Annotated in this window: 15 protein-coding genes; 11 read left to right on the forward strand and 4 right to left on the reverse strand. The window is 68.8% G+C overall.

Annotated elements, in window-relative coordinates:
* Positions 1 to 14 precede the first annotated feature (14 nt).
* Positions 15 to 4,529 (reverse strand): FtsK/SpoIIIE domain-containing protein, encoded by a 4,515-nt coding sequence (locus BLR91_RS03240; RefSeq protein WP_089877089.1) that lies wholly within the window; start codon positions 4,527 to 4,529, stop codon positions 15 to 17.
* A 137-nt stretch (positions 4,530 to 4,666) separates the two neighbouring features.
* On the opposite strand from BLR91_RS03240, the gene BLR91_RS03245 reads away from it, so the two are divergent.
* Genes BLR91_RS03245 through BLR91_RS03260 form a run of 4 tightly spaced genes read left to right on the forward strand, consistent with a single transcriptional unit; the run spans position 4,667 to position 7,568 of the window.
* Positions 4,667 to 4,969 (forward strand): hypothetical protein, encoded by a 303-nt coding sequence (locus BLR91_RS03245; RefSeq protein WP_018191980.1) that lies wholly within the window; start codon positions 4,667 to 4,669, stop codon positions 4,967 to 4,969.
* Positions 4,966 to 6,324, forward strand: a complete 1,359-nt coding sequence (locus BLR91_RS03250; protein WP_020487544.1) for a putative T7SS-secreted protein — start codon at positions 4,966 to 4,968, stop codon at positions 6,322 to 6,324. Before BLR91_RS03245 ends, BLR91_RS03250 begins: the two co-directional genes overlap by 4 nt.
* Positions 6,325 to 6,339: 15 nt before the next feature.
* Complete coding sequence (locus BLR91_RS03255; protein ID WP_089877087.1) at positions 6,340 to 6,960, forward strand: hypothetical protein; 621 nt, start codon at positions 6,340 to 6,342, stop codon at positions 6,958 to 6,960.
* Positions 6,957 to 7,568, forward strand: coding sequence for a hypothetical protein (locus BLR91_RS03260; protein WP_089877085.1), 612 nt, complete (start codon positions 6,957 to 6,959; stop codon positions 7,566 to 7,568). Before BLR91_RS03255 ends, BLR91_RS03260 begins: the two co-directional genes overlap by 4 nt.
* Here the strand turns inward: BLR91_RS03260 and BLR91_RS03265 are convergent.
* Positions 7,525 to 8,313 (reverse strand): hypothetical protein, encoded by a 789-nt coding sequence (locus BLR91_RS03265; RefSeq protein WP_089877082.1) that lies wholly within the window; start codon positions 8,311 to 8,313, stop codon positions 7,525 to 7,527. The genes BLR91_RS03260 and BLR91_RS03265 overlap by 44 nt on opposite strands.
* Positions 8,314 to 8,466: 153 nt before the next feature.
* Between BLR91_RS03265 and BLR91_RS03270 the strand changes: the two genes are divergently transcribed.
* From BLR91_RS03270 to tuf, 7 genes are all read left to right on the forward strand, one after another.
* Positions 8,467 to 8,763, forward strand: a complete 297-nt coding sequence (locus tag BLR91_RS03270) for a WXG100 family type VII secretion target (protein ID WP_018191976.1) — start codon at positions 8,467 to 8,469, stop codon at positions 8,761 to 8,763.
* Positions 8,764 to 8,881: 118 nt separating this feature from the next.
* On the forward strand, positions 8,882 to 9,928 hold the full coding sequence (locus BLR91_RS03275) for a hypothetical protein (protein ID WP_089877079.1): 1,047 nt from the start codon (positions 8,882 to 8,884) through the stop codon (positions 9,926 to 9,928).
* A gap of 2 nt (positions 9,929 to 9,930) precedes the next feature.
* On the forward strand, positions 9,931 to 10,953 hold the full coding sequence (locus BLR91_RS03280; RefSeq protein WP_089877076.1) for a hypothetical protein: 1,023 nt from the start codon (positions 9,931 to 9,933) through the stop codon (positions 10,951 to 10,953).
* A 359-nt stretch (positions 10,954 to 11,312) separates the two neighbouring features.
* Positions 11,313 to 11,687: a 30S ribosomal protein S12 gene (gene rpsL / locus BLR91_RS03285; protein ID WP_011186743.1), complete on the forward strand. Its 375-nt coding sequence runs from the start codon at positions 11,313 to 11,315 to the stop codon at positions 11,685 to 11,687.
* Positions 11,687 to 12,157, forward strand: coding sequence for a 30S ribosomal protein S7 (gene rpsG, locus BLR91_RS03290; RefSeq protein WP_018191973.1), 471 nt, complete (start codon positions 11,687 to 11,689; stop codon positions 12,155 to 12,157). Before rpsL ends, rpsG begins: the two co-directional genes overlap by 1 nt.
* A 99-nt stretch (positions 12,158 to 12,256) precedes the next feature.
* Complete coding sequence (gene fusA, locus BLR91_RS03295) at positions 12,257 to 14,371, forward strand: elongation factor G (protein ID WP_018191972.1); 2,115 nt, start codon at positions 12,257 to 12,259, stop codon at positions 14,369 to 14,371.
* Between the two features lie 116 nt (positions 14,372 to 14,487).
* Complete coding sequence (gene tuf / locus BLR91_RS03300) at positions 14,488 to 15,681, forward strand: elongation factor Tu (RefSeq protein ID WP_018191971.1); 1,194 nt, start codon at positions 14,488 to 14,490, stop codon at positions 15,679 to 15,681.
* Between the two features lie 337 nt (positions 15,682 to 16,018).
* On the opposite strand, the gene BLR91_RS20130 is transcribed toward tuf, so the two are convergent.
* Together BLR91_RS20130 and BLR91_RS03305 are read right to left on the reverse strand one after the other, a co-directional pair.
* Entirely contained in the window at positions 16,019 to 16,171 is a 153-nt protein-coding gene (locus BLR91_RS20130; RefSeq protein WP_018191970.1) for a hypothetical protein, read from the reverse strand.
* Positions 16,172 to 16,301: 130 nt separating this feature from the next.
* A complete protein-coding gene (locus tag BLR91_RS03305) occupies positions 16,302 to 17,222 on the reverse strand; it encodes a hypothetical protein (RefSeq protein ID WP_157694671.1) in 921 nt (306 codons plus the stop codon).
* Positions 17,223 to 17,231 lie beyond the last annotated feature (9 nt).

The following is a 17,231-nucleotide window of genomic DNA, read 5'->3' on the forward strand; positions in this document are numbered from 1 at the left end:
CCTGCCCGACCGGGTCAGACACGGACGCGCGCCGGGAGGGACGCATCCACCAGCGGCACCTGAACCCGCGTGAAGCCGCCCTTCTGGATGAACACACCGCGTCCCGGAGGGAACTCGGACCGGTTCAGGCGCGGCAGCGGCGTCTTCAGCAGGATGTCGCCCTCGACCGAGTCCGGCTGCAGCAGCAGCCCGCGCCGGCCGTTCTTCACCTCGCCGAGCAGCGGCCATGACGTGCCCCACGCGCTCGACTCCGCCTCCGCGACGAGCAGGTGATCGCTGCGCCGGATGGCGCGGATCAGCTCCACGATGGGGGAGTCGGCGGGCGTCTGCAGGAAGTCGCCGATGCTCTCGACGAACACCGCGATCCGCCCCTCGGTGTCCGGGTCGGCGATGGCGACGGCGAGGTCCTTCGCGAGCTCGGCGGCGTCCGCCTGCGTGAGCGCGCGGTCCGTCCACAGGCTCGACCCGGAGAGCGGAGACCGGGCGCTTCCCACGTAGTACAGCCGCGTCTCGGCGTCGAAGCGCGCCACCGCATCCGCCACCGCCGCCAACGCGGTCGTGCGACCGCTGGCCGGGGGACCGGCGACGAGCAGCGTCCCTGATGGCTCGAAACCGAGCGGGCCGAGGTCGATGTCGCCGATGCCGAGCACGGGCTGTCCGCCGACGCTGTCCGGAAGGGACGCGGGGTCCAGCTCCTTCGGCATCGAGCCGACCACGGGCGCCTCCGGGATGCCGGCGCGCTCCATCGCCTCGGCGAGACGGCGGACGGCCTCCGACTGGTCCGCGACGGCGCGCGAACCGCCAAGCACGGCGATCTGCGTCTCGTAGCCGTCGACGATCGCGCGGCCGGGAGGGGACGCGGGCGAGAGGATATCGCTGGGCACGTCGAGCATCCCGTACCCGTCGTCCGCCAGCCGCAGCACCACGCGGCGCTGTACGAGCGAGCCGATCGCGGTGGGGACGGCGCCGGCACGGTCGCCGGTCAGCGCCACGTGCATCCCGAGGCGTCGGCCGTCGGCCAGCAGGTCGCGGAACACGTCGTACCACTGCGACCGCCCGGCCGGGATCTCGAAGTCCTCGCGGAAGCTGGGGAAGCCGTCGACGAGAAGCAGGATGCGCGGCTCCTCCTGGCGGCCGGTCAGCGACCGGTACTCGGTGATGTTGGACGCGTTGGCTTCGGCGAAGCGCGGGCCGCGGTCCTCGAGCGTCTCCTTCAGCATCCGGAACAGCCGGATGATGCGCTCCGGGTCGTCGCCGGGGATGATCGAGCCGACGTGCGGGAGCTTCTCCAGCATCCGCAGGCTTCCCGCGCCGAAGTCCAGGCCGTAGACGTGCACCGGGCCGCCGCGCGGAGTGATCGCGGCGGCGGAGGCGAGGGTGCGGAGCGCCGTGGACTTGCCGGAGCCGCCGGTGCCGTAGACGGCAAGGTTGCCGTCGACATCGGGCTGGAAGTAGACCGGGCGCTGCTCCTGGCGGTCGGGGATGTCGGCGACACCGAGCAGCAGTTCCGCGTCGGTGCGCTGCCGCAGCAGCCCGAGGTCGTAGGCGGTGGCGAGCTCGTCGAGCCACGGACGGCGGGGAGCCGGGATGTGCGCGGCCGACTGCGCGCGCACGATCGCGGCGACCATCCGCTGCTGGTCCGTGGGGCCGAGGTCGCGCTCCGGCTCCTCGGCGGGCCGCTCCTCCTCCCAGCGCACCTCGCCGCCGAAGCGGAGCTCGGCGACCTCGACGCCCGCCCGCTCGGGCTCGCGGGTGGTCCAGCCGCCGGCGTAGGCCGACTGGAACCGCACGAGACGGCCCGGCCCGGTCTTCGCCATGCCGCGGCCGGGGATGCTCGGGTCGAAATGTGCGGCGTCGGCGACGCCGACCACGTCCTGGCTGTCGGACTCGTCCGCCATGCGCAGCGCGATGCGGAGGTTGGTGTTGGCGCGGAGGTTGTCCTTGATGACACCCGCCGGCCGCTGCGTCGCCATGATGAGGTGGATGCCGAGCGAGCGTCCGCGCTGGGCGATGTCGACGACGCCGTCGACGAACTCCGGCACCTCGCCGACCAGCGCGGCGAACTCGTCGATGACGAGCACGAGCGCGGGCGGACTGTCCGGATCGCCGCGCTTCTCCAGCTCCAGCAGGTCCTTCGCCTTCTTCCGGTTGAGCAGGTGCTCACGGTAGTGCAGCTCGGCGCGGAGGCTGGTGAGCGCACGGCGCACCAGGTGCGGGCTCAGGTCGGTGACGAGGCCCACGCAGTGCGGGAGGCTGACGCAGTCGGCGAACGCGGACCCGCCCTTGTAGTCCACGAACAGGAAGGTGACGCGGTCGGGGCTGTACTCGGCGGCCATCCCGAGCACCCACGCCTGCAGGAACTCGCTCTTGCCGGCGCCGGTGGTGCCCCCGACGAGCGCGTGGGGTCCCTGCGTGCGCAGGTCGAGGTGCATGGCATCGACGCCGGCCGACCCGATGGTCGCGCGCAGCGTGCCGGGGCGGCGTCGCGTGGGCTTCGCGCCGGCGGTGCGGTCGTGGATGGAGGCGTTCTGCCGCCAGCGGTCGACCACCGCACTCGACGACTCGGCCAGCTCGTGTCCGAGCAGCGTCACCAGCGACACGGAGCGCGGCAGGTCGCTGGCGTCGGCGACGAGGGCTCCGGCGTCGATGACGGGGGCCATCCGCTTGGCGTAGTCGAGCGCGGTCGCGGCGCTGACCGGCTCGGTGACGACGTCCTCCACCGTCTCGCCGATGCGGACGAAACCGGCCCGCGCGCGGTGCGGCTGGTCGGTGTGCTGAAGGAACGTGCGGCAGACGGCCGGGAGCCGGTCGACGTCGTCCGAGATCCACACAGGGAAGACGCCGGCGTCGGCCGCCGCCTCGGCGAGCTGCACGAGGCGGGCGCGGTCGACGGCGACGTCGTCGGAGATGACGACGATCACCGCGGGGACCGGCGATGGCGTCCCGTTGCTGGTCTGCGAGCGTCCGACCTCCGCGCCGCGCTCGAGGGCGGCGCTCTCCTGCTCCATGGCACCACGCCGCTGCGGGCCGGCCTTCGCGGCCGCGAGGCGTTCCTCGACGAGGCCCTCGAGCGAGCTCAGCACGCCGGCGGCCGAGGATGCGCTGTCGGCGAGGTGAGCGCCGGCCAGCGGGCTGTGCGGGGACGAGGTGTGCGGCATCCACTTCAGCCAGCCGAGCTCGCGCGACCACCGCGGTGAGACGAGGGCGGCGACCGCCAGCTCGGAGGGGGAGTGCAGGGCGGTGAGCTGGACGAGCACCGAGTTCACCGATCCCGCGACGAGGTCCGCCGGTCCGGCGATGCCGAGCGCCCCGGACTCGTACAGGTTGTCGAGCACCGGGACGTCCTCGACCAGGGCGTTGTCGGCGATGACCGTGTCGAGGCGCTCCTGGAACTCGACGATCAGCTCGCCCCGGTCGACGGCCTGCACGGTGTTGCGCGACCGCATGGTGCCCCGGCCCAGCTGCAGGTTGAGGAACGACCAGTGCTCCGGGCGCCGCGTCCAGAGCAGCGGACCGCGGCGGACCGCCTCGGCGAGGGCGTCCGCGGTGGTCGGCGTCTCCGCCTGGCGCAGCTCGACCTCCGTGGTGCGCTCCTGCTCCAGCTTGCTGGAGAGCGCCTCGAGCCGCTGCTCGAACAGCGCGATCTGCTTCTTGAGCTTCCGCTTGCCGCGGGTGCGGCCGCTGATGTAGTTGCCGACGAGCATCACCGGCGACAGCAGCACGAAGAGCAGGCTGGTCGGGTTGTGCGTCAGGAAGAACATCGCACCGCCGAGAAGCAGCGGCGTGATCATGGCGAGCAGGGGGAAGGGCGGGTCGTCCTTCTCGCCGGGCACCTCGGGCGCCTGGAAGACCTGCCCGGAGTATCGCCGCTCGACGCGCGGCGACCGGTTGAAGAACACCGGGCCCGCGGTGGGCGGAGCCGCCGGCAGCTCGGACCCCGACTTCACCTCGAGCTCCACCTCGGTGTCGCCGAGCAGCAGCGTCTCCGACCGCCGCACGGTGAACCGGGTCACCAGCCCGCCGTCGACGACGACACCGTTCGCCGAGCCCAGGTCGACGACCTCGACGCCGTCGCCCGCCTCGAACCGCACGTGACGCTTCGAGACGAGGGGATCCTGCAGAACGATGTCGCACGACTCGTCGCGACCGAGCACAGTGGTCCCGGCGCGCAGCGGGAACTCCGTGCCCTCCTGCGGACCGCTGAGCACCCGGAGCGTCGCGACGACCGGCACGTCGCCGAGTTCGGGGGAGACGTAGTGGAGGCCGGCGTCGGCCAGCGCGACCGTCGCACCGCTGCCGATCCACGCCTCCCCGACCGGGGCGTCCGGCGGCAGGACGAGCGGATCGGCCTGTCCGGGAAGCTGGGCGCGGAGCGTCAGCGCGCCTGGCGCGGCGACCGGTCCGGTGCGCCGCGGATCGATCCGCGCCACGGTCGAGGCGACCTCGGCGATGCTGGCGGCGGCGTCGGCGGTGACGACGATGTCATCGCTGCTGCCGGACGGGCGGGCGAGAGTCAGTTTCAGTCGCACTTCAGCACCATACCCATCTCCTCGCCCGCACGTGGATGGGGACCGCTCCCCATCGCTTCCCCGCTGGTCCACCGGTACGTTGCTGAAGACAGGATGACCGGAGGACTCCGGCGGTCGCCACCGGAAGGGGAGGAACAGTGTCCGATCTCGTACTCAAGCTGGACGAGCTGGTGCAGCTGCGCGATGACCTCGACGCCGTCGTGCGCGAGTTCCAGAACGCCGACGACTTCAGCGACTCCGTCGCCGAGGCGACCGGGCACGACGACCTGCACAGCCACGTCCGCGACTTCGCCCACAAGTGGAACGAGAAGCGCAAGGAGATGACCGAGAACGTGAAGAACGTGCAGCAGGTCATCGCCGCAGTGGCGGACAACTTCGTGAAGGTGGACGGCGACCTCGCCAAGGCGCTGGACGAGAAGAAGGGTGCGGACCACAAGTGAGCGACAAGGAGTTCCAGCCGCTGACCGGCGACCCCGACGTCCTGGAGGCGAAGGCCCGGCACTACGAGTCGATCGGCGAGGCGATCCAGCGCTCCGTGAAGGAGCTCAACAAGATCCACGACCTCGACGGCTACAAGTCCCAGGCCGTATCGAAGCTGCAGGAGATGTCGAAGGACACCGCAGAAGACATCAACAAGGCCAAGGACCGCTACTCGAAGACGGCGAACGCGCTGATCACGTACGCCGCCCAGTTGCGCGAGGCGCAGGACGACGCCGACAAGGCCATCGCGCTGATCGAGCAGAAGCAGAGCGCGGCGGATGCGGCGCACAAGGCGGCGACGACCGCCCACACCGACGCGCAGAAGGCGAAGCCGGAGGACGCCGCGACCGCGGGCAAGTCGGCCGACAAGGCCGACGATGCCGCCCGCGACGCCAACGCAGCCCTGCAGGCGGCGCACCAGGCCTGGTACGACGCCCGCGACAAGAAGAACCGCGCGGCCGAGAAGGCGGTCGACGCGATCGTCGACGTCGTCGACCACCACAACAACGGCCTGAAGAACCCGGGCTTCTGGGACAAGGTGATGGATGTCATCGAGACCATCGGCGACATCGCCGGGGTCCTGGCGATCTTCCTCTCCTGGGTTCCGATCCTCGGACAGGTGCTGGTCGTGATCGCGCTGGTCGCATCCATCATCAAGCTGGTCGATGCCGTCGTGAAGTTCGCGAACGGCGAGGGCACGTTCCTCGACATCATCGGAGCCGCCGTCGGCGTCGCGCTGAGCCTCTTCGGCGGACGCATCTTCGCGTTCCTCGGAAAGGCCGCGCGCATCAAGGCGCTGGCCCGTGCTCCGCGGCTGGTCGGCGGTGTGCGCACCAGCCCGAACGCCATGCTCAAGATGCAGATCGGCAAGCGCTTGATGAAGTCGGCGACGAAGAAGCTCTTCGAGAAGCCGCTCAACGACGTCAACCCGGTCAAGATCTGGCAGGCCGCCGGCGAGTCGGCCGCCGGCCAGCGCGCCGCGTACAAGGCCCTGGTGACGGATGGCGCCGACAAGGCGAAGGCGATGCGGACGCTGCTCGGCATCGACCAGAACGTCGTGCGGGCCGTCTCGCATGACGTCGGCGCCCGCGAGGTGAACCCGCTCACCGTCGTCGCCGCGTACCACCAGGGCACCGCGCTGATCAACAAGGGCATCGAGCTGGTCAACGCTCCGGGCAAGGTGGACGAGATCGCCAACAAGTTCGACGGCGGCAACCACACCGATCTGCCCAAGATCCCCAGCATCGACCTGCAGAAGTTCGCGCTCGGCCAGGCGGACAAGTATGTTCCGACCTACAAGAGCAACAACGGCTGAGGAGGCTGACCCGGTATGACGCTGCGCCCGCGCGACATCGTCGACTTCACGTTCGAGGCCCCGGAGGGTTGGTACGACGTCGAGCTGCTGAACGAGGACCCTCGAGGGGACTGGCCGGAGCGATTCGCGGCCACCCTGGACGCGGGTGCGCAGGCGGCCGGCCTGACGGCCCAGCTCCGCGCCCTGCAGCAGGTGCTGCACGCCGAGGACCCGACCGGCGCCACCCGCGCGCGGGTGTACATCCCGATCCCGTCGGCGGGCGTCTTGAACGCCTACCAGACCTTCGAGCTGCTGCAGCTCGAGGTCGACGACAGCCCGGAGAGCTACCTCGCGGCGACCGACGCGGATGCGGCCGAACGCCGCCCCGGCTACGAGACCCTCGGCTACCGCTCCTGGCGCACGGCCCACGCGGTCGGCGAGCTCGTCGGCTTCACGCACCTGACGGCCCTCGCCGACGACGACGCGGGCGACGCCCTCCTGGAGCAGCGGGTGGTCTTCGCGATCTTCCCGGTCGGGTCCGCACAGGCGTTCCACACCGTGTTCCGATCGGGATTCATCGGCGGCTTCGACGACATGGTCACTGACACGCAGGCCATCGCCGACTCGCTGCGCGTCACTCTGGGGGAGTTCGCATGACCGACGCACGTCTGACCTCACTCGACGATGAGCTCACCATCGTCTTCCCGGGCACGTGGGTGATGATCCCGCTGCACGACGAGGAGGCGGCCTCCCGGCGCATCGCGCGCCTCGTGACCGAGCGGGTCGGTCGCGCCGACCGGCTGGCGCGCGTCCGGCGCACGGCGAAGACCGAGCTGGAGCACCTGGTCGCCCTGGCGGACGCGACCTCGGCTTTCGCCCTCGCGCTCTCCATGGAGATCCTCCCGGGGGTGCCGTTCCCCGCCTCCATCGTGCTGTCGCGCGAGGAGTGGCCGACGACACCCGGACCGGACGACGACACCGCCACGCACCTGCAGCGCTGCTTCCCGGACGACGACGCGTTCGAGTTCTCCATCGGGCCGGTGCGACGTCGATCGCAGGTCCGGCAGACGACCTACGACGAGCAGTCCGCTCCCGAACTGGTGGCCGACTACCGGTTCGCGGTTCCGGACGGCTCGCGTCTCATCCACGCGCGCATCAACGCGCCGATGGCGACGGCTCCGGAGCTCTACCTGGAGTTGTTCGACGCGATGATCGACTCGATCAGCTTCCGCGCGCCTCTCGTGCAGCCGGCCTCCGCCCGCTGACCTTCCGTCCGCTCACCTTCCGCCCGCTCACCCGGCGGCGGTACTCGCGGACGATCAGCATGACGGTGGTCACCACGAGCGCCGCCGTCACAACGGTCCAGACGACCGCGCCGATCGGGCCGACCGGCCAGAACAGCCAGCCGGCGACGAGGAACGACGCGAGACCGTAGGGGATGCCGGCGACCAGCACAGCGCGTCCCGGTCGCCAGCCGAGGAACATGATCTCGGTCCAGAACGCCGTCCAGGGCGTCATCCGGACCGGGAGCAGCGACAGTGCCGTCTTGCCGACCGTCACCGGCCCGATGACGTTGCGCGACCATCCCGTGCTCGACAGCCGCTCGCCCGCATACGACGGTCGCAGGCTGCGGACCACGTACGTCCACGACAGCACGGCGAGCGAGACCGATCCGAGCGCGAGCGCGACGAACGCGTACCCGAGAAGCGGGACGAGCACGACGAGGGCGAACACGAGGAACAGCACGATGATCACGGTGTCGCCGCCCGTGACGAACTCGCGGGAGCTGAAGTCGGGGTTCGTGCTCCAGAGACCGAAGGGCAGGGCGGCGGGGAGAGCCACCGTGACCGCCCCGAGCACCGTCCACACCAGGGCCACCAGCAGGTATCCGAGAGGGCGGAGCGCGCGCTCGGCCTGCGACGGCGGTGTCGAGGAGCGGTCCGAACGCGACCTGGTTCCGCGTGCAGCGGCGGAGTTCGGGTTCGGCTTCATCGGGCTGTACGACGGCATGGCAGCCACGCTATCCCGCTGGCCCGGCGAGCGTGAACTCCGACGGATGGGGAGTGCTCCCCATTCCGTCCTCTCCGCAGGCCTGGTTAGGTGGACGTAGCTGGTCGGCCCCGGGGGTACGGCCTCTTTCGAACCGAAGGGATAAGGACCGTCATGGCCAACATGAACGTCACGTACGGCGAGATGACCGATGCCGCCAACCGCCTCATCGCGGGCAAGGACGACATCACCGCGAAGCTCCACGAGCTGCAGAACCTGGTGAACGGGCTCGTGAACGGGGGCTTCGTCACCGACCAGGCGTCCGGCGCCTTCCACACCTCGTACGAGCAGTTCACCAAGGGCACCACCGAGGCGGTGAACGGACTCGACGGGATGTCGCAGTTCCTCACCAAGGCGGCCGACGCCCTGCAGAACGTCGACAGCGAGCTCGCCAAGGGCATCGGCGGCTGAGCCGAACCCACACGACAGCGGAGCGCGGGTACCCCGAACGGGTGCCCGCGCTCTTCTGCGTCCCGCCCCTAAGCTGACTGTCGGCCGATCGGTATCCGGCCGGTATGGGGGAGTCCACGTGAGCACCGAGTCCGAAGCCGCGCCCGCGAAGCGCACCGTCCGCGTCCGCTGGTTCTGGTGGGTCCTCGCCGCCGCTGCCGTGCTGTGCACGGCCGTCGGCGCCTTCTTCTCCGTCACCACCGTCGCGGCGGCGCAGAGCATGCCGCGCACCGTGGTCGCGCGCTATCTCGACGCCCTCGTGCACGGCCATGCCCGGGAGGCGATGACGCTGGGCGGGATCACTCCGCGATCCGGCGACATCCTGTTGACCCAGAAGGCCTACGCCACCGCGACCGACCGCATCACCTCGTTCACGCTCGGGGCCCCGGTCACCCGCAAAGGCGTGACGACGGTGGATGCGACGGTCGAGCAGGGCGATCGCCCGTACCACCGCTCCTTCCGCGTCGTGCGCGCGGGTGGCCTGCCGTTCCTCCCGCTGTGGAAGCTGGCACCCGTGACGCCGGACACCGTCGAGGTCGAGACCGCGGGGCCCAGCGGCCTGAGCTTCACCATCGCGGGTGTCACGCCGTCGAGCGATGACGCTGTTGCGAAGCTGCGCGCCCTCCCCGGCAGCTACCCGGTGAAGGTCAGCTCGTCGAGCGCCGATTACTCCGCGAAGAGCGGTGTCGCCATCTCGCATCCGGTCGGCAGCGTCGTCACTCCGACGCAGTTCGCCGCCGAGCTCTCCGAAACGGGCTACGCGGATGCGAAGAAGGCCGTCGAGGACTGGCTGGACGCCTGCCTCGCCACGCAGGACGCCGCTCCGGCGAACTGCCCGTTCCTGGTGAAGGACGAGACGGCGAACGGCGTCCGGCTGAGCGACCTGCGGTGGGCGCTGGTGACGCGCCCCGAGGTCGACATGTACGGAGACTGGCACGACGGAGGGTGGGACGTCCGCGGCTCCGGCGGCTCGGTCACGGCGACGGCGAAGGTGACCAGGCTCGCCGACGGCGCCACCGGGCAGGTCTCGACCGGCGACATCCCGTTCGCGTACTCGGGCACGGTCACCTTCACCGGCGACGGTGCGGTCTTCACGCCGGCGCGGGGCGACGGGTCCCAGGGCTGAGCGTGGAGAAGTCGACACGGACGGCGCTGTGGCTGGGCGCCACGGCGGTGGTACTCGCCACGCTCGCGGGCGCCGTGATGTCGGTCGGGACGATCGGCATGGCGCAGGAGCTGCCGCGCACGCTGGTCGCGCGGTACCTGACCGCGCTCGAGCACGGCAAGGCGGAGCAGGCGATGCGCATCGCCGGGATCCACCGCTCGGCCGGGGATATCCTGCTGACCGACACGGCGTATGCCAAGGCCACGCATCGCATCACGTCGTTCACCGTCGGCCACCCGGTGACCCGGTCGGGCCGCACGACCGTTGAGGCCGTCCTCACACAGGGCGACCAGGAGCAGCGCCGTACGTTCGCGTTCGAGCGGACCGGCGGGCTCCCCGGCGTCCCGCTCTGGCGCATGGCGAAGGTCGCACCGGACACGGTCTCGTTCGAGGTGCAGGCGCCGGACGGGATGACCTACTCCATCGCCGGCATCAGGCCCGTGAAGCAGGCGCTGCGCACGATCGTCACATTCCGCGCTCTCCCGGGCAGCTACCCCATGAGCTTCACGTCGCCCAACGCCGCCTACCGGATCTGGGATGCGGACGTGGCATCCAGCCCGTCCGACCGGACGAAGACCACCCGCTTCCCGGCCCAGCTCTCGTCCGATGGCGACACCGCCGCGCGCGCCGCCGTCGACGCGTGGCTGGACGCGTGCCTCGCGACGACCGTTCCCGATCCGGCCGGATGCCCGTTCGTCGTGGACGACACGACAGACGACGGCTACACGGTGAGCGGCGTCCAGTGGAAGCTGGACCAACGCCCCTTCGTCGCGGTCGACTCCTCGTGGGCGCACGGCGGATGGATGGTGTCGAGCGACGAGGGGACCGTCGAGGCCTCCGGAACGGTGACGAGCCCCACGGACGGCTCGACCGGCCCGGCGTCGACGGATCCGTTCTCGTTCCAGTACTTCGGATCCGTGACGTTCGGCCCGGACGGCGCCCCCGTGTTCACGCCCCAGTACGAGGACGGGACGACCCAGGGCTGACGGGTGCCGCAGTGGGTTTCGCCCTGCGCGGACACCGGCCGCCCGCACCCGTGCTCATTTGACCGACCGGCCCCCGGCGGATAGTATTTATCGGGTGTGCGCTCTGTCGCGCGCTTGCTTCGTGCCCGGTTTCCGGGCCAGGAGCGAGCGGGTTGGCACGTACTCATCCGATGGGCAGGGAGACCGCACGGGACCCCCGCCCCCACGGCATATCGGCCGGCTCTGCCGTCCGATTCCCCCAAGTGCCGTTCCACCCGACGACAGCCTCCATCGTTCCGATGACGGGCGCGAAGCCGGTGGGTGGCTCATGGGGAAGAAGCAACAACTGTCACCGTGCAGTCCATAAAAGGAGAAGTTCAGTGCCAACCATTCAGCAGTTGGTCCGTAAGGGCCGGACGCCGAAGGTCACCAAGACCAAGGCTCCCGCCCTTAAGGCCAACCCGCAGCAGCGCGGCGTGTGCACGCGTGTGTACACCACCACCCCCAAGAAGCCGAACTCGGCGCTCCGCAAGGTCGCCCGTGTGAAGCTGTCGAACGGGACCGAGGTCACCGCTTACATCCCCGGTGAGGGCCACAACCTGCAGGAGCACTCGATGGTGCTCGTCCGCGGCGGTCGTGTGAAGGACCTCCCGGGTGTCCGCTACAAGATCGTTCGTGGCGCCCTGGACACCCAGGCCGTGAAGAACCGCAAGCAGGCTCGCAGCCGTTACGGCGCGAAGATGGAGAAGAAGTAATGCCTCGCAAGGGTCCCGCTCCGAAGCGCCCCGTCGTCGCCGACCCCGTGTACGGCGCGCCGGTCGTCAGCCAGCTCGTCAACAAGATCCTCCTCGACGGCAAGAAGGGCCTCGCCGAGCGCATCGTCTACGACGCGCTCGAGGGTGTCGCCACCAAGTCCGGCCAGGACGCGGTCACCACGCTGAAGAAGGCTCTCGACAACATCCGTCCGACCCTCGAGGTCCGCTCCCGCCGTGTCGGTGGCTCGACCTACCAGGTGCCGGTCGAGGTCAAGCCGCACCGCGCGAACACGCTCGCGCTCCGCTGGCTCACCAGCTACGCCAAGGGTCGTCGCGAGAAGACGATGACCGAGCGTCTCCAGAACGAGATCCTGGACGCGTCCAACGGTCTCGGCGCCGCTGTCAAGCGTCGCGAGGACACGCACAAGATGGCCGAGTCGAACAAGGCCTTCGCCCACTACCGCTGGTAAGCACCGCACCGCGGTAATAAATCTGGCCGTCCGGGCGTTATACCTCATAGTGCCGCGCCCGGACGGCACCCCTCACTTTCAACAATTCGGAGGAACCCTGTGGCACAGGACGTGCTCACCGACCTGAACAAGGTCCGCAACATCGGCATCATGGCCCACATCGATGCCGGCAAGACCACTACGACCGAGCGCATCCTGTTCTACACGGGCGTCAACCACAAGATCGGCGAGACGCACGATGGCGCCTCGACCACCGACTGGATGGAGCAGGAGAAGGAGCGCGGCATCACCATCACGTCCGCGGCCGTGACCTGTTTCTGGAACAAGAACCAGATCAACATCATCGACACGCCCGGTCACGTGGACTTCACCGTCGAGGTGGAGCGTTCGCTCCGCGTCCTCGACGGCGCCGTCGCCGTGTTCGACGCGAAGGAGGGCGTCGAGCCCCAGTCGGAGACCGTGTGGCGTCAGGCCGACAAGTACGTCGTCCCGCGCATCTGCTTCGTCAACAAGATGGACAAGCTCGGCGCCGACTTCTACTTCACCGTCGACACCATCATCTCGCGCCTCGGCGCCAAGCCGCTGGTGATGCAGCTCCCGATCGGTTCCGAGTCCGACTTCGTCGGCGTCGTCGACCTGATCGAGATGCGTGCGCTGGTCTGGCCCGGCGACGCCAAGGGTGATGTCACCATGGGCGCCAAGTACGAGGTCCAGGAGATCCCCGCCGACCTCCAGGCCAAGGCCGAGGAGTACCGCGCGAAGCTCATCGAGACCGTCGCCGAGAGCGACGACGTGCTGCTCGAGAAGTTCTTCGGCGGCGAGGAGATCACCGTTCCGGAGATCAAGGCGGCCATCCGCAAGCTCACCGTGAACAACGAGATCTACCCGGTCCTGTGCGGTTCGGCGTTCAAGAACCGCGGTGTGCAGCCGATGCTCGACGCCGTGATCGACTACCTCCCGTCGCCGCTCGATGTGCCCGCCATCGAGGCGCACAACCCGCGCGACGAGGAGCAGGTCATCCTGCGCCACGCCGACGCCACCGAGCCGTTCTCCGCCCTGGCCTTCAAGGTCGCGGTGCACCCGTTCTTCGGTCGCCTCACCTACGTGCGCGTCTACTCGGGCCGCATCGACTCCGGCGCCCAGGTCATCAACTCGACCAAGGGCAAGAAGGAGCGCATCGGCAAGATCTTCCAGATGCACGCCAACAAGGAGAACCCGGTCGACTTCGTCACCGCCGGCAACATCTACGCGGTGATCGGCCTCAAGGACACCACCACCGGTGACACCCTGAGCGACCCGGACAACCAGGTCGTGCTCGAGTCGATGACCTTCCCGGAGCCGGTGATCGAGGTCGCCATCGAGCCGAAGACCAAGGCCGACCAGGAGAAGCTGGGCACCGCGATCCAGAAGCTGGCCGAAGAGGACCCGACGTTCCGCACCGAGCAGAACCAGGAGACCGGCCAGACCGTCATCAAGGGCATGGGCGAGCTCCACCTCGACATCCTCGTCGACCGCATGAAGCGCGAGTTCAACGTCGAGGCGAACGTCGGCAAGCCCCAGGTGGCCTACCGCGAGACCATCCGCCGCACGGTGGAGAAGTACGACTACACCCACAAGAAGCAGACCGGTGGTTCCGGTCAGTTCGCTAAGGTGCAGATCAGCCTGGAGCCCATGGAGGTCACCCCGGAGACCTCGTACGAGTTCGTGAACGCCGTCACCGGCGGTCGCGTCCCGCGCGAGTACATCCCCTCGGTGGACGCGGGAATCCAGGACGCGATGCAGGTCGGCGTTCTCGCCGGCTTCCCGACGGTGGGCGTCAAGGCGACGCTCCTCGACGGTGCAGCGCACGACGTCGACTCCTCGGAGATGGCGTTCAAGATCGCCGGCTCGATGGCCTACAAGGAGGCCGCTCGGAAGGCGAACCCGGTGCTCCTCGAGCCGCTCATGGCGGTCGAGGTGCGTACGCCGGAGGAGTACATGGGCGACGTCATCGGCGACCTGAACTCCCGTCGCGGGCAGATCCAGTCCATGGAGGACGCCAGCGGTGTCAAGGTGGTGCGTGCCAACGTCCCGCTGTCGGAGATGTTCGGTTACATCGGTGACCTGCGGTCGAAGACCTCGGGCCGCGCGGTGTACTCGATGCAGTTCGACAGCTACGCGGAGGTCCCGAAGGCTGTGGCCGACGAGATCGTCCAGAAGAGCAAGGGCGAGTGACCTCGGGTCTCAAGCCTTCGGCAACATCCCGTAACATAAGAAACCAATCCCGTAGAGCTTCCGGTCGAAATCCATCGACCGGCGCCTCTACACGAGAGTCCTGAGGAGGACCCACAGTGGCTAAGGCCAAGTTCGAGCGGACTAAGCCGCACGTCAACATCGGAACCATCGGTCACGTCGACCACGGCAAGACGACGCTCACCGCGGCGATCTCCAAGGTGCTTGCTGACAAGTACCCGTCGGCGACCAACGTTCAGCGCGACTTCGCGTCGATCGACTCGGCTCCGGAAGAGCGTCAGCGTGGTATCACGATCAACATCTCGCACGTCGAGTACGAGACGCCGAAGCGCCACTACGCGCACGTTGACGCCCCGGGTCACGCCGACTACATCAAGAACATGATCACCGGTGCTGCTCAGATGGACGGCGCGATCCTCGTGGTCGCCGCCACCGACGGCCCGATGGCTCAGACCCGTGAGCACGTTCTGCTCGCCAAGCAGGTCGGCGTCCCCTACCTGCTCGTCGCGCTGAACAAGTCCGACATGGTGGACGACGAGGAGATCCTGGAGCTCGTCGAGCTCGAGGTTCGCGAGCTGCTCTCCAGCCAGGACTTCGATGGCGACAACGCCCCCGTCGTGCGCGTCTCGGGCCTCAAGGCTCTCGAGGGCGACGAGAAGTGGGTCCAGTCGGTCCTCGACCTCATGGACGCCGTCGACAACTCCATCCCCGACCCGGTGCGTGACAAGGACAAGCCGTTCCTCATGCCGATCGAGGACGTCTTCACCATCACCGGTCGTGGCACGGTCGTCACGGGCCGCGCCGAGCGTGGCACCCTGGCCATCAACTCCGAGGTCGAGATCGTCGGCATCCGCCCGACGCAGAAGACCACGGTCACGGGTATCGAGATGTTCCACAAGCAGCTCGACGAGGCCTGGGCCGGCGAGAACTGTGGTCTGCTCCTCCGCGGTACCAAGCGCGAGGACGTGGAGCGCGGCCAGGTCGTGGCGAAGCCGGGTTCTGTGACCCCGCACACCAACTTCGAGGGCACTGCCTACATCCTCTCGAAGGACGAGGGTGGCCGTCACAACCCCTTCTACACGAACTACCGTCCGCAGTTCTACTTCCGTACCACCGACGTCACCGGCGTCATCTCGCTGCCCGAGGGCACCGAGATGGTCATGCCCGGCGACACCACCGACATGTCGGTCGAGCTGATCCAGCCGATCGCCATGGAGGAGGGCCTCGGCTTCGCCATCCGTGAGGGTGGCCGCACCGTGGGCGCCGGTACGGTGACGAAGATCATCAAGTAAGTCCTTCGACTTCACTCGTGAGAGGGTCGGGCCTTCGGGTCCGGCCCTCTTTCGCGTTCCTGGCTATCCGCTCCGATCGCTTTACCTGAGGGCGATGGAGTCGCAGAATGGACGCACCGTTTCAACCGGACGGTTCCGTTCGACGAGAGGAGCGCCTATGGATTCCCACAGCCTCGCAAACCAGCCCACATCGCTGACAGGTTCTCGTAACGGAAGTTCGGGGGCCGCATAGCGGTCGTGGACAATCAGTTGAGTAGCGGCGCGAGGCGCTACTCGAGCGGGGTCGGCTAGGGTCGGCCCCGCTCCGCTATGTGTGGCGTCCGCTCGCTGGATGTCGTCACGGCAGGGTGAAGCGGCGGGGATCCAGGTCGTACTCCAGCTCGATCCCGGAATTCAGCCGCACGATGAGCGTGCACGAGTCCACCTGCTCGCCGCGATCGGGCCGCGACTGAGCGTGGGCCGACCGGGCTTCCTCATCTTCATCTCGCATCCCCCTGCTCCTTCCGCTGCGCAATCGCGGCTGGTGACGAGCGTGCAAGCACATGGTGCATCACAGCGGCCCGCTCTGGCTACGGATGGTTTCCCGACGCCGCGACCCTGCTCGAGAACGACGGGTCGGCTTAGCCGCGAATCCCCGGGATCGTGCACCGCGGGGCGAGTGGCACGCCGGCGGCCTCAAGTGCAACGCGCATACGGTCCGGTCGCGACCCCGTCTTCCATCCCCAGCGGGTGATGCGCAGGCCCATCGATTGAATCAGCCGCTCACGCTCGCTCTGAGCTCCCAGGACTTCCGCGGTGGTTCTTCCGTTCTTCAGCGCCGGGTGGATGTACTTGACTGCGCCGTCCGCCTCGCCCACGAGCCCGAGTTCCGGCCAGACGAAGTCGAGGCGCGCTCGAAAGCCGAGCAGATCGCCGATGCTCACCTGGAGGTCAGGTGCGGGCGCTCCGACCAGACCCATGCTGACCCGGCTCACCGACTCCAGTGGCGACTCCGCGCGCCCGTCTGCGAACGCGGCGACCGCACGCGCGCGGCGGGCGCCCGCCGCCGACGGTAGACTCTTCGCGGCCTCGACGAGCTCCGTACGCGTTGTCTTCGATTCACGCCCGGCTCGGTCAGAGCGGGCGAGCACGAAATCTGCCATCACGACCGCATCCATGAGCGACGCGCTCGCCGCGAGGTCCGCCACAGTGCGCGTCAGAGTCGTGGCGTGGAGACCGCGAACCTCGGTGGTCGTCACGGTATCGCCGCGCAGGTGGCCCACGATGCCGCGCTCGGTATCCTCCGCGGCCGCGCGAGTGAGGATATGGATCTCTCTCGGGGCTGGACCGAGAAGCGGCAATCCGTGAACGAGCGCCGCCGACCAATGGGAGAAGACGGGAGGACGTGGGCGGAGCGCGGCGAAGAGTCGAAGCCGCGCGAGGGCTTCATCGATCGAACGATGGCGGTCGATCTGCTGCAGTGTCGCAAATTGGCCGGGTTCCACGGCGCGGAGAGACGTTCGCAGGAGGCCGGGACGAGCGGATCGCTGGGTGTTGCTCATGCACCGAGT

The sequence above is a fragment of the Leifsonia sp. 466MF genome, assembly GCF_900100265.1.
Lineage (GTDB): Bacteria > Actinomycetota > Actinomycetes > Actinomycetales > Microbacteriaceae > Leifsonia.